This is a genomic window from Thalassospira profundimaris (assembly GCF_003326755.1).
Taxonomy (GTDB): Bacteria; Pseudomonadota; Alphaproteobacteria; order Rhodospirillales; family Thalassospiraceae; genus Thalassospira; species Thalassospira profundimaris_B.
This window is the reverse complement of the sequence record NZ_JPWH01000001.1, coordinates 536,157-548,695: the sequence shown is the minus strand read 5'-3', so window position 1 is coordinate 548,695 and position 12,539 is coordinate 536,157. Positions and strand designations below refer to the sequence as shown.

Below are 12,539 nucleotides of genomic sequence, written 5' to 3'. Positions count from 1 at the left end.
CGGCGGCCATGCTGGAATGGATTGCCATTTTATTTGTCGCATCGGGGCTGGTCTATGGCCTGTGGTCGCGGCGGATGCAAAAATTCAATGTTTCCTCGCCAATGATGATGGTCCTGGCCGGCGGGATTGTTGCCCTGCTGCTGGGTCTGTGGCAGCAACCGCCGCTGGAACCGCTGAGGGATAATTTGCATTTCGCCCGGGGTTTTTCAGAACTGACCCTGGCGATTATCCTGTTTCTGGATGCCGCCATTCTGGATTACCGCAAGGAACGCCCGGCGGTGCGGGTGGCAACGCGCCTGCTGGTGGCTGGTCTGCCGTTAACCGTTTTGGCAACATGGGTGGCGGCCTATTATGGCATTGCACCGGGGATCGGCATCATCCCCGCCCTTTTGGTATCCCTTATGGTATCGCCCACCGATGCCGCACTCAGCCGCCCGGTATTGGAAAACCGGCATATTTCATCGCCGGTGCGCCAGGGCATCAATATTGAAAGCGGGTTGAATGACGGGTTGGTCCTGCCGGTTTTTACCACCGCCCTTGCCATCGAGGCAGCCCTGACCGGCGAAACCACCAATGGCTGGATCGCCGAAGCCCTGTTGGAAATTCTGCTGGGGGCGGGGGTTGGCGGGGTCTGCGGCGGGCTTCTCGGGATGCTGGTCAACCATGCCGTTGCCCGCAATTTGATGATTGACCGCTTTGAACGCCTGTTTGGCGTCCTGTCCGCCCTGCTGATTTTTCTGCTTGCCGAAAAGGCCGGGGGCAATGGCTTTGTCGCGGCGTTTTTTGGCGGTCTCGCGCTCAATATTGCCAGCTCCAAAGTGGCCGATGTGATTGAAAGTTTTGGCGAGGCCGAGGCCGAGCTTCTGACCATGCTGACATTCTTTGTCTTTGGCCTGCTGATTTTGCCCTCGGTTTACGAACTCTGGACCGTGGAAATGGGCATATTCTCCGCCCTGAGCCTGCTGGTGCTGCGCCCGGCCTGTGTGTGGCTGTGCATGATCGGATCGCCCTACAGCTTGGCAGAAAAGCTGTTTATCGGCTGGTTCGGGCCGCGCGGTATTGCCTCGATCATTTATCTTTTGATCATGGTCACGATGCTGGGCACCAAAGGATACGAAGCCCTGTCAGCCTGTGTCACCCTGATTGTAACCATCAGTGTGATTGCACATGGCATCAGTGCCAGCCCGCTATCCGCTGCCCTGGCAAAATACGGCAAAGACAAACATCTTACAGAGCCCCTCGCCCGTGAAAGCCGTCATGACGGGGCCTGACGCCTTTAAACGCCCCGCTGGCTGAATGCCAATCGAATTCCCAGTGCCAAAAACAGTGCCCCCAAGGCACGATGAAGCCATTTTCCAGCGCCAGAGGCCTTTGAAAAATACTGCCGGAGCCGATCAGCCGCCAGGGCCACCACCAGCACGACACATGTTTCGACAATAAAGCCAATCAGATTGACAATCGTGCCCAGCACCAAAAATTGCAATGGTTGGTGCCCAAGCGCGGGATCGACAAATTGCGGCAGAAAGGCCATAAAAAACACCGCAACCTTTGGATTAAACACATCAATTAACACGCCGCGCCGCCAGGCATGAAATGCGCTTGGTGCGGTGCGGCGCGAAACGCACATGTCAGAACGGACAGAGGCCGGTTGTGATTGTGGTTGCGCAGCCGGTTCATGGCGGCGAAAAGTGCTGTAAATGGCCCCAAAGCCCAGCCACGCCAGATAGGCCACCCCCACCCATTTAACAACGGCAAAGGCCAGGGCAGAAGTCATCAAAATCGCGGAAAGGCCGATGGCAGCGAAAATCACATGCACAAAGGCCCCGGAACAGACACCCAAACTGGACATCAAGCCGGTTTTCCGCCCATAGGCCGCCGCCTGTGACGAGACAAAGGCAAGGTCTGGCCCCGGTGCGATATTGATCAATAATGCCGCCAGCAAAAACGGCCCATAGGCAACGAACAGATCCATCATCTTCAGTATCCGTATTCCCGCGCAAAATAAATCAGATCAATCTCAAGCGACGGACAGCCCGCCGAAATCAACTGGCTGTGCACCTGACCGCGATGGTGGGTTTGATGATTAAACACATGCCCCAAAATAACATGGCAGGGTGTTTCATAAGAAACCCCGGCAACCGTTTTATAGGCAATGGTTTTGGTCACATCCGTATCGTCAAGACCGTCCACCAGCGCGATAAGGTCCTGGTCACAGGCCTGACAGGCGGCTTTGTACCCGTCAAATAGCGGCCAGGGCACATCATCTAGTGCCCTGTTCAAAACGTCGCCGCGCAAACGCGCCAGCCACAACGTATCAGCGACCCAAACATGGTTCAGTGTTTTGATGATTGAAGGAAAAAAGGCCTCGCGCGGGGCATCCAGCGCGCGCTGATCCAGCGTTTGGCAGGCGGCAAGCACATGGTTGTTGGCCCACTGGTTATAGCGGGCCAACATCTGAAAATAGGCCGCATTCATTTCCTTCCCCTCCGATCGCCTGTCACGACACATCCCCCTTGCAGGGACGCCCCGCCAGCATGGCGGGAACTTGCGGTACAGGCAAGGGGGCACTGCCCTGATGAAGTGCCCCTTCCTGGTGGGCAGGTGCAGATGCGGGCGCCGCCTTACGGCGGCTGAGAATCACGACATTGCCCAGCAGGGTCAGTACCACGCCGAAAATAATATGGTCCTGCCAGACAAAACCCTCGACAAAGGTGGAAATGGCAAGGGCGACCACCGGAAACATGACAGAGCTGTAAGACGCCCGATCCGCACCAATGCGCCCTAACAGGGTCAGGTAAAACCCGAAGGCAAGGATCGACCCAAACACCGCCAGATACACCAGCGCGATGATAAAGGACGGGCTGGTATCAAACACAATGGGCTGCCCGGTTGCCAGAATATAGACCCCCAAAAACAGCGCCCCATACATCATGCCATAGGCATTGGTCTGCATAACCGGTATGCCGCGCGCCTGGTTGCGCGCCGATGCCATATTGCCCAGGGACGCCACATAACAGGCCAGCAAGGAGAGCAAAAGCGCATATCCGGCCCCGCCGGAAAGATCAAACCGGGCAAGGTCCGGGGCAAAAATAACGCAAATTCCACCCAGGCCAATCACCGCACCGATCACAGTGCGCCTCTCCGGGCGGCGTTTGAAAAAGATGAAGCCATTAATCATATTCATGATCACGATGGCCGAAAAGATCACCGCGATCAGCCCAGAGGTCAGTTCACCCTCGGCGATATACAGAAACACGTAATTAAGCGAAAACAGGCACAAGCCCATCCCCGCCATAAAAGCATGGTCCCGGCGGGAATAGCGCATGGGCAATTTGCGCAAAGCGCAATAAGCCAGCAACAATATTGCCGCCAAAACAAAGCGATAGGCCACCGCCAGTTCCGGCGAGACGGACAACTGGTATTTGATCGCGATCCAGGTACTGCCCCAGATCAGGACAACAGCAGCATATAACCCAATCGGCCCCATGATTCGTACTCCAGGCATGTGTATTGCCGGGTATTTACGATCATTCCAGACTGATTCTCAAACCATGATATTTGATCTATTCATTAGCTGAACTAATGAACAGTGATATCATCGCTTTTGGTTGCTTTCCGGATGCTCAACCGCCTTCGGGGCTTCCTTGCGTTCATCACTTGCGGCCTCGCCCTCTGCTGGATCAGCCGGTGCGCTGGCATCTGTGCGAACAGTTTTCACATCCCCGCTATTTTGATCCGGGGTTTCGTTGGCCGCGCCCGTATCATCCATATCATCGGACGGGGCTTTGTTCGCGCCGTCCCCCTCTTGCACCGGCGCATCAAGGTCGGCTTCGGTGATAGGGATCGGGTCGGCATCGACCAGCGCAAACGCATCGGTATGGGCGGCGGCCTTGGCGGCGGTTTTCATATCAGCCGGTTCCAGATCCGACATTTTCTTGCGCCGGTTTGACAATTTCGCCCGCAATTTGCGGCGCAGCCGTTTGCGGCGGCTTAACCGCCACAGGGCCAGCAATTCGGTCCGCGAATGGAACAATGGCAAATGGCGATTTTTTTCCGGGTTCAGCTCCACCGACATGCCGACTTCGCGAATGCCATGTCCATCGTCAATCCGGCGCACAATCAGCTCGACCGGGCCATAAACAATGCGATCCGCCGGTTCAATATCGCCGGAAAGTTCCCGTTCGAGCAATTCGGCCAGTGTCAAATCACCATCACCCGGCGATACCGGAAAGCCATAAAGCCGCCCCACATCGACAATGCGGGTATCGGGCGGAAAGCTGAAATCGCCAAAAATATCGCGGTCATTGGCCCCTTCGGCCGGTCCGGCAAAAAACTGGTCAAGCAACTCGACATATTGCGGGGAGGTGAAAATATAAATCTGGTCATCGCCCTGCAAACGCCCGGCATTATGCGGGCGCAGCGATTTGCCATCGCGCAATATCAGCGATGGCCGTGCCCAGCGCGGGATACGGTGCCCGGCGGCGACCGCACTGTCGGGATGAATGCGATACACCACCACTTCCTGGTTGGCATTGCCGGGCAATTCCAAATCGATCCTGTCCACCGGGCCCAGGCGTGGCGGGACGATAATGCCCAGCCAGCGGGCAATCGGCTTGATCGTCCAGCCCTGCAGCAGAAGCGAGGTGATCACGACGATAAAGGCGGTATTAAACAGAAGCTGGCCCTGCTCAACACCTTCAACCATTGGCACAATCGCCAGCAAAATGGAAACCGCGCCGCGCAAACCGACCCAGGAAATAAAGGCGGTATCGTTGCGCGAAAAATTGAAAAACAGCAAACACAGCCAAATGGCAATCGGCCGGGCGACAAACACCAGAATAAGGGCCAGCAAAAAGCCCGGCAGCAAAACACTGCCAAATTCCGACGGGGTTGCCAGCAGCCCGAGCGTGACAAACATGGCAATTTGCGCCAGCCAGGTCGTGACATGCTGAAAACGCCGCACACTGGCACTCATGCGCATTTTGCTGTTCCCGGCATAAAGACCGGCCACATACACCGCCAAAAAGCCACTGCCGCCCAGCATACTGGTCGCGCCAAACAGGGTCAGCGCACAGGCCAGCACAATAATCGGCACCAGCCCCGGCTCCAGTTTGATGCGGTTAATGCCCTGGACAATCAGGATACCACCCAAAAGCCCCAAAACGGAGCCCAAACCAATTTGAAACACAAAGCGTTCGGCAAGCTCGACCGCGAGGCCATCACCGGTGCCCTGAACAATCAGTTCGACCAGCGAAATGGTCAGAAACACGGCCATCGGGTCGTTGCTGCCTGATTCAACTTCCAGCGTGGAGCGGGTTTTATCACGTAAATTGATGCCCCCGACCCGCAACAGAAAAAACACCGCCGCCGCATCGGTTGAACTGACGATCGCGCCAAACAGAAAGCCGACCAGCCACGGCACATCAAGCAATAAATGGGCCGCGACCCCCACCACGCCGGTGGTCATCAGTACGCCAAAGGTTGCCAGCGTCAGGGCCGGGGCCGCCGCAATTTTCAGCGCCCGGACCTGGGTTTCAAAGCCACTGTCAAACAGAATAAGGGCCAGCGCGATACTGCCAATAAAATAGGCCAGCGGGGCGTTATCAAACTGAATACCGCCTATGCCATCCTCGCCCGCCGCAAGGCCAACCAGCAAAAACACCAAAAGCAAGGGTGCCCCGACCCGAAAGCTGATCAGGCTGGTAAAAACGGCCACCACAACCAGAACCGATGCAATCAGGATAACCAGATTCATCGATTCAATCATGGGCGGGCTCCTTTATTCTTTCACCAGATTTCATGCCATCATATGCCAGCAGGTCATAATACCTGCCCGCAGATTTGTATCACATGAGAGGCATTCAAAACGGAAAATTACGGCAAAATTACCACTATCTTTCGGAAATCATCCATATTCATGCCACCAAGCATATGCCGGGTCCCAAAAGGCTAAATGATAAAAATCATGCGTCTGAGGCCGATTGCGCCGGAATAAAGGCCGTTTCCTTGGCCGTTGACAGGGCAATTTCCGGTAAAACCTCGACAATGCCGGGAAGTTCCTTGATCACATCTGTAACAAAACTTTCCAGATGGGCGGTATCGCGCAGGCGCAATTTCAGCAAAAAGTCAAACCGGCCCGTCATATGATGGCATTCCATGACTTCATCGGCCTTGATCAGCGATTTGATCATTTTGCGGTTGCCCTTGGCCGGGTCGGAGCGCAACCACACCATCGCCATCAGGGATCGCCCCACCGCCTGCGGATCAATATCAATGCGATAGGCACGGATGATGCCCTGATCGCGCAATTTGCGCACCCGATCATTCACCGCCGAAACCGACAACCCGACCTTGCCGCCCAATACCGCATAGGATTGCGAGGCGTCTTCCTGCAAGATATCCAAAAGCTTCGCGTCAATCGCGTCCATTATACCCCCCGTTTCAAGAACTGCCACCTGGGGGCGATTATACACAAAAATCAGCAAGTTGCTAAGAAAGTGCTTCTACCCCGAAAGTAGAGGCATCAGAAATCTTTCACCCCTGGGTGGCAGGGCTGGATTTTTTATAAAATGCCGTATAGTCATAGATATAACCTTGTTTTTTCAACTTGACCCGCGCCGTTTTACCCCCGGCGAACTGACCACGGGCCAGTTGCACCGCAGAACGAACATTTATGTAGTCCGGCGATAATCAGGCCCGCCCAAACCGGGAATGTTGCGCCCCAATAACAGGCACCCATCATCATGAAACGCCAGTTTCAGCAACTTCCCAATTATGTGCAGGCCGCGATTTTCGCCACCTTCGCTGCTGTGATGGCGGCGGGCTTTTCGGTAACGGTACGACTGGCAACCGAGGATATCCCCCCGCTTGAGGTGGTCTTTTTTCGCAACCTGTTTGGCTTTTTGCTGATTTTGCCGGTATCGCTCCGGGCGGGGTTTTCATCGCTGCATACCACGCGCTGGCGGATGTTTTTTTTCCGCGCCATTCTGTCGATGGGGGCAATGACCTTCTGGTTTTCGTCGCTGGCTTATTTGCCGCTGGCCGAGGCGACGACCCTTAATTTCACCGTGCCGTTATTTGGCACCGTGCTGGCCGTTCTGTTTTTAAAGGAACAGATCCGCCATCATCGCATATTGGCCCTGATCGCCGGTTTTGCCGGGGTCGCCATTATCATTCGCCCCGGCAGCGACACCATGCAGCTTGCCAGTATTCTGCCCATTGCCGCGGCCCTGTGCATGGCCAGTGCGGGCATGGTGATCAAATCGCTGGCCCGCACCGATAGCAGCCCCAATATCGTGCTTTATACCATGCTGCTGATGACACCGATGACCCTGATACCCGCCCTTTTTGTCTGGCAAACGCCAAGCTGGAACACCATCCTGATTTTGCTGGGCGGGACCTTCATGGCCAATATCACCCAGCTGTGCAATACCAGCGCCTTTCGCCTCTATGATTACAGCTTTGTCATTGGGTTTAACTATTTGCGCCTGCCCTTTGTCGTGATTATCGCGCTGGTAATGTTTGGCGAAATTCCCGAAATCTGGCTGCTGCCCGGTGCCGGGTTGATCATTGGCTCGGCCATTTACATTGCACGGCGCGAGGCCGTTCTGGCCCGCGAAGCCAAACGGTTTGACCGCGAACATTCCTCGCCCGCCACCGACCTTGACCCACCCCCGCGCCAGCGCCCGGCGGCAGATACCCGCCCGGCAGCCGCAACCGCCTTGCAGGATGACGACCAAAATACCCGCAAATAGGGTATTGGAATAACGCTGGTGCCGTGAAACCAGGGTGTTTTGAGCTGAAAAAACATCCTCCGTCCCAACGACGATATCCATAGCTGCATATGTCAGCTTAGTCCGCATTTTCCGAAAACATCGGGAATCTCTCTCCCCACCCAATAGACCCAACGCGATGATTACGCTCTTGCTTGTGAACACGCAGGAATGCACCTAAGGTGAAAACCATTACAACCCAAGAGATTAACGCGATACGGCCTTGATCATCGCAGCCGTTACCCTTGGCTTGCACAGGCATTTATGGAGTGAATTGCATGACCATACCTTTTGAAAAGCCAGTAGTAAGCCGAGATTGGGTGCGTTCACTCATGCACGGGATGCTTGCCGCTATCGAAGCCGGGAAGCCGACAGGCCCAAACATTCACACCATCGTTCTTAGATTGAATGACGCCGTTAAAGAACTGGCTGGTAAAGAATCCGACACGCCGCCTAATCGCGCCTGGAATTGGGCCGCGCGAACATTGACATATGCCGCCAGCGACATTCTGGCGCAGGCACAACGCCTTGCCCCCCTGACTGTGAACAAAGAAGACGCGATTAAAACGTTCCTTGAAGCATCGATGCAGTTTGATGACGGGGATGCACAACTTGACCAAACAACACTCCGCGCACCTGTCTTATCGCCAGTATTCAAAAAGGCCCGCGAAGCACTTCCTGACCTGTTGTTAACATCCACAACCGGCCATAATCTGGAGCTGGACACCCTGCAAACGCGCTTTGACCGTGCATTGCAGTCTGCTTCCAACAGGGTAATTTGCGAAAATCCAACCTATTTCAAACCCCTTGAAGATGCGCTTGTCAGCATTGGCGGAGAAGCCGCCCGCCGCGAGGCAGACTGGGCACGACATAATTTCTGGATTTCTTCACAATTCACCGATGAGCCTGTTTTCTCGCCCGATGCTGACGAGACGGTTCCGCTTGCCGCCGTATATTTGCGCTTGCGCTGTTTCTGGAACGAAGACATCGCAATTGAAACGGATGACCGTGAACGAGAAGAGATCAAACGCACGGCCCATGTCTCCAATTTGCACGAGACTTTACATGACTGGCTTAAGGGAGACGCACGCAAGGACGCTGTTCGCGTGATTGCGGGTGGCCCCGGCTGCGGCAAATCCTCTTTTGCCCGGGCCTTCGCCCACGAGGTTGCACAAAAGCCCAATGAACACAGGGTCGCATTGATCAGGTTGCAATACACGCATTTAACGGGCCAACTTGACCAAGACATTGCGACTTACTTTCGCAAGTTTAATTCGCTTGTAAACCCAAAGGGTAATCCCGGTTTGCCAGAAAGCCCGCTGGAGTGGCGAAAGGCAGATGCCACACCGTTGCTGCTGATTTTTGACGGCTTGGATGAATTAACGGCAGATGCGGGCGATGCGGAAAAATACGCACGCGACTTTCTGCTGTCGCTTACGCGGATGCTTTCCCCTTTGAACAACGATAGCCCTCCTGTCCGTGCCGTTGTTCTGGGCCGCAATATCGCCTGCGAACAGGCCATGAAGGCAGCCAATTTGCCTTTACCCACAATGCTGAATGTCGCGCCAATCGCTCCCATGACGCGCCAAACTTGCCTGCTCGACACAACTCCGTTTGGCCCGTTCGCCGAGGAGGATGAAAACAAGCACGACCTTTTTGACCCCGAAAACCTGATGCAGATTGATCAGCGCGAAACCTATTGGCAACAATGGGCCTACGCCAAGGGATTGGACGCAAACAACATTCCAGAACCTGTCACCCACAAAAGCATGTCCGCCCTGAATCTGGAGCCGTTGCTTTTGCACCTGTTGATCAATTCAAAATATTGCGGGGCGAAATGGCAACTGGCGGCAGATAATCGCAACCTTGTCTATGAAGACATCCTTGAAAAGATTTATGAGAGAAACAAAGGCAAGGAGCATTCTGCGTCTCATAACCTGTCATGTAAGGATTTCTTTGATTTGATGGAGGTGCTCGGTCTGGCAGCCTGGCGCGGCAATGGCCGAACCGGGGATGAAAAAGAATTTCTCACCGTTCGCAAGCGACATCTGCACAAAGAAGGGCGCTTTAAATCGATCCATGCCGCATCCTTAAAATCTGTCGCCCTGAACATCCATACCCGCCCTGGCGGAAACAGCGACGACGACGGCTTTGAGTTCATCCATAAAAGTTTTGGTGAGTTTCTAACCGCACGCGGCCTGTTGTCTCACGCCCGTAGACTCGCCGATAAAGTGGTAGAGGACGAAGACCTCGAGCAATTGGCAGAACAATGGAGTGAACTCATTAAAGGGGCGGAACTGACACCTTACATCATCGAATTTCTATATGATGAAGCTCGCCATCGTTTAACACCCACGAAAGCCGTTGAGATCAAAGAAGGGCTGACGGAGATGTTGAATTGGGTCATAGAGCACGGACTTCCGGTGCCGAAAGCATTCTCAATTTTGAAATGGCGCACTCTCGAAACCTATCAGCGCTGCGCTGAAAGCGCTCTGCTTGCCACCGCCTCGGCATCTGCTTGTATCATTCCGATTGATCAGAAAAAATCCGACGCGTGTCCAAGCCCGACAATAGATATCAACACAAAGATATTCCCCGATAGTGCCATCGCCTTTGTCAGCCGATTAACTTTTGCCCGACATATGGTCGCACGCTCTGTCTTTAGCCGCATCAATTTACGCGGCGCGGACCTGATTCGAATAGACCTGAGCGATGCGAACCTGAGCGGCGCGAACCTGAGCGGCGCGTTCCTGTTTCAGGCGAACTTAAGCGGGGCGCACCTGATCGACGCGAACCTGAGCTGGGCGGACCTGAGCGGGGCGGACCTGCACAAGACGGACCTGCGCGGGGCGGACCTGAGCGCGGCGCACCTGATCGACGCGAACCTGAGCGCGGCGAACCTACGCGGGGCGAACCTGCACGGCGCAGACCTGTGCGGGGCGGACCTGCGCGGGGCGGACCTGAGCGCGGCGCACCTGATCGACGCGAACCTGAGCGCGGCGAACCTACGCGGGGCGAACCTGCACGGCGCAGACCTGTGCGGGGTGCGGGGGCGCGGGGCGGACCTGAGCGCGGCGCACCTGATCGACGCGAACCTGAGCGCGGCGAACCTGAGCGCGGCGAACCTGCGCGGGGCGAACCTACGCGGGACGGACCTACGCAGGGCGGACCTACGCGGGGCGTTCCTAAATAGGGAGGACTTAGAAGGGCTGGACCTAAAAGGAGCAATCCTGATTGAGGCGGAACAGGACGAATAAGCGCACAGCCGCAACTCTGTCACGCATTATACCGAAAGACCGGCTTTAGAGTACGACGAGGGGATAGTATCAATGTTGCCTCCGAACCGCTCAGCACATCCGGTTTTCAGACTCTCCTGTATGTTGGCCGCGAAAGGGCGGGGTATAATGACTGGTTGGCGATCACAGGTCGGATTTGCGTCATTTTGCTTTCCCTTGCCATAAAAACAGATAATTTGGTATAGGAATACCAAATTATGAAAGCACACAGGAGGCGTTAATGCAGGTTTCAGGGAATGTGGCGATTGTAACGGGGGCGGCATCGGGCCTGGGGGCGGCGACGGCGCGGGTTTTGGCCGCAGCCGGGGCGAAGATTGCCGCGCTGGATCTGAACGGTGACGGCGCGGAACAAACCGCCCGCGAACTGGGGGGCAAGGGATATGCGGTTGATGTGACCAATGCCACCAATGTCGAGGAAACCGTTGCCGCCATTACCGCCGAGCTGGGCACACCGCGCATTCTGGTTAGTTGTGCGGGCATTGTACATGGCGAGCGCATTGTTGGCCGCGAAGGCCCGGCAAGCCTTGATGCCTTCGCCAAGGTGATCAATGTTAATCTGATCGGCACCTTTAACATGATGCGCGTGGTTGCCGATGCCATGAGCAAAGCCGACCCGCTGGAAAGTGGCGAGCGCGGTATTATCATCAACACGGCCTCGATTGCCGCCTTTGAAGGGCAAATCGGCCAGGCGGCCTATGCCGCATCCAAGGGGGCGGTGCATTCTCTGACTTTGCCTGCCGCGCGCGAACTGGCGCGCCACGGCATTCGCGTGATGGCCATTGCGCCGGGCCTGTTTGGAACCCCGATGTTGTCTGGTCTGCCCGACGAGGTGCAGGACAGCCTTGCTGCCAATACCCCCTTCCCGCAACGCCTTGGCAAGCCCGAAGAATATGGCCGCCTCGCCCTGCATATGTGCGAAAATGAAATGATGAATGGCGAAACCGTGCGTCTGGACGGTGCGGTGCGGCTGCAAGCCAAATAAGCCCAAACCCAAATAACCCCACAGGGCAAAACGGGCCGGATAAAACCGGCCCGATCCGCACGTTATTCTTCGCACCTTATGCAAAGTCATCACCACACATGTTTGGTCCGGCCCTTAACCGGCTGCGTCATCGGCAAAGGCGGCCAATTTAATGTCCTTTTGCGACACACCGCCGACATCATGGGTGGTCAGCGTCATTTCCACCTTGTTATAGACATTAAACCATTCCGGATGATGGTCCATTTTATCGGCCTTAAGGGCCACACGGGTCATAAAGCCAAAGGCCTCGTTAAAATCGCCGAATTTGAAGGTTTTCTGAATGGACAGGCCATCGCCTGCAAGGATCCAGCCGCTGACTTCTTTCAGGGCAATTTCGGCTTCGGCGGGGGAGAGTTTGCTCATTTCTGCCTCCTTCTTGCAACGTAACAATCAGCCCGTCAATCTGATGTCATAGCGCCATCAAAACATGTCAGGCGTTTGAACGCATCG

10 protein-coding genes are annotated in these 12,539 nt (G+C 55.4%); 4 read left to right on the top strand and 6 right to left on the bottom strand.

The window, feature by feature from the left end:
* The first annotated feature begins 8 nt into the window (after positions 1 to 8).
* Positions 9 to 1,271 carry a cation:proton antiporter gene (locus TH25_RS02470; RefSeq protein ID WP_114086806.1) on the top strand — a complete coding sequence of 421 codons (1,263 nt, stop codon included), beginning with the start codon at positions 9 to 11 and terminating at the stop codon, positions 1,269 to 1,271.
* A gap of 5 nt (positions 1,272 to 1,276) precedes the next feature.
* Here TH25_RS02470 and TH25_RS02465 read toward each other — a convergent pair whose 3' ends face one another.
* The 5 genes from TH25_RS02465 to TH25_RS02445 all read right to left on the bottom strand — a co-directional run bounded on the left by TH25_RS02465 (position 1,277) and on the right by TH25_RS02445 (position 6,428).
* Positions 1,277 to 1,975, bottom strand: a complete 699-nt coding sequence (locus TH25_RS02465) for a LysE family translocator (RefSeq protein WP_114086805.1) — start codon at positions 1,973 to 1,975, stop codon at positions 1,277 to 1,279.
* A gap of 2 nt (positions 1,976 to 1,977) precedes the next feature.
* Positions 1,978 to 2,475 (bottom strand): DinB family protein, encoded by a 498-nt coding sequence (locus TH25_RS02460; protein ID WP_114086804.1) that lies wholly within the window; start codon positions 2,473 to 2,475, stop codon positions 1,978 to 1,980.
* A 22-nt stretch (positions 2,476 to 2,497) separates the two neighbouring features.
* Complete coding sequence (locus TH25_RS02455) at positions 2,498 to 3,505, bottom strand: DMT family transporter (RefSeq protein WP_258548998.1); 1,008 nt, start codon at positions 3,503 to 3,505, stop codon at positions 2,498 to 2,500.
* A 90-nt stretch (positions 3,506 to 3,595) separates the two neighbouring features.
* Positions 3,596 to 5,767 carry a potassium/proton antiporter gene (locus TH25_RS02450; RefSeq protein WP_258548997.1) on the bottom strand — a complete coding sequence of 724 codons (2,172 nt, stop codon included), beginning with the start codon at positions 5,765 to 5,767 and terminating at the stop codon, positions 3,596 to 3,598.
* A 196-nt stretch (positions 5,768 to 5,963) separates the two neighbouring features.
* Positions 5,964 to 6,428 (bottom strand): Lrp/AsnC family transcriptional regulator, encoded by a 465-nt coding sequence (locus TH25_RS02445; RefSeq protein ID WP_114086802.1) that lies wholly within the window; start codon positions 6,426 to 6,428, stop codon positions 5,964 to 5,966.
* A gap of 315 nt (positions 6,429 to 6,743) precedes the next feature.
* Between TH25_RS02445 and TH25_RS02440 the strand changes: the two genes are divergently transcribed.
* The 3 genes from TH25_RS02440 (at position 6,744) to TH25_RS02430 (ending at position 12,050) form a co-directional block, all read left to right on the top strand.
* Positions 6,744 to 7,754, top strand: coding sequence for a DMT family transporter (locus TH25_RS02440; RefSeq protein WP_114086801.1), 1,011 nt, complete (start codon positions 6,744 to 6,746; stop codon positions 7,752 to 7,754).
* Between the two features lie 296 nt (positions 7,755 to 8,050).
* The gene (locus tag TH25_RS25220; RefSeq protein WP_114086800.1) at positions 8,051 to 11,029 is read left to right on the top strand and encodes a pentapeptide repeat-containing protein; all 2,979 of its coding nucleotides are present in this window, start codon (positions 8,051 to 8,053) and stop codon (positions 11,027 to 11,029) included.
* Between the two features lie 259 nt (positions 11,030 to 11,288).
* Positions 11,289 to 12,050 carry an SDR family NAD(P)-dependent oxidoreductase gene (locus tag TH25_RS02430; RefSeq protein WP_114086799.1) on the top strand — a complete coding sequence of 254 codons (762 nt, stop codon included), beginning with the start codon at positions 11,289 to 11,291 and terminating at the stop codon, positions 12,048 to 12,050.
* A gap of 114 nt (positions 12,051 to 12,164) precedes the next feature.
* Here the strand turns inward: TH25_RS02430 and TH25_RS02425 are convergent, their stop codons facing one another.
* The gene (locus tag TH25_RS02425; RefSeq protein WP_114086798.1) at positions 12,165 to 12,452 is read right to left on the bottom strand and encodes a 4a-hydroxytetrahydrobiopterin dehydratase; all 288 of its coding nucleotides are present in this window, start codon (positions 12,450 to 12,452) and stop codon (positions 12,165 to 12,167) included.
* Positions 12,453 to 12,539: the final 87 nt, after the last annotated feature.

Coding starts and splice junctions, on each gene's coding strand:
- TH25_RS02470 (WP_114086806.1), top strand. CDS start 9: ATGCTGGAATGGATTGCCATTTTATTTGTCGCATCGGGGCTGGTCTAT.
- TH25_RS02465 (WP_114086805.1), bottom strand. CDS start 1,975: ATGATGGATCTGTTCGTTGCCTATGGGCCGTTTTTGCTGGCGGCATTA.
- TH25_RS02460 (WP_114086804.1), bottom strand. CDS start 2,475: ATGAATGCGGCCTATTTTCAGATGTTGGCCCGCTATAACCAGTGGGCC.
- TH25_RS02455 (WP_258548998.1), bottom strand. CDS start 3,505: ATGCCTGGAGTACGAATCATGGGGCCGATTGGGTTATATGCTGCTGTT.
- TH25_RS02450 (WP_258548997.1), bottom strand. CDS start 5,767: ATGATTGAATCGATGAATCTGGTTATCCTGATTGCATCGGTTCTGGTT.
- TH25_RS02445 (WP_114086802.1), bottom strand. CDS start 6,428: ATGGACGCGATTGACGCGAAGCTTTTGGATATCTTGCAGGAAGACGCC.
- TH25_RS02440 (WP_114086801.1), top strand. CDS start 6,744: ATGAAACGCCAGTTTCAGCAACTTCCCAATTATGTGCAGGCCGCGATT.
- TH25_RS25220 (WP_114086800.1), top strand. CDS start 8,051: ATGACCATACCTTTTGAAAAGCCAGTAGTAAGCCGAGATTGGGTGCGT.
- TH25_RS02430 (WP_114086799.1), top strand. CDS start 11,289: ATGCAGGTTTCAGGGAATGTGGCGATTGTAACGGGGGCGGCATCGGGC.
- TH25_RS02425 (WP_114086798.1), bottom strand. CDS start 12,452: ATGAGCAAACTCTCCCCCGCCGAAGCCGAAATTGCCCTGAAAGAAGTC.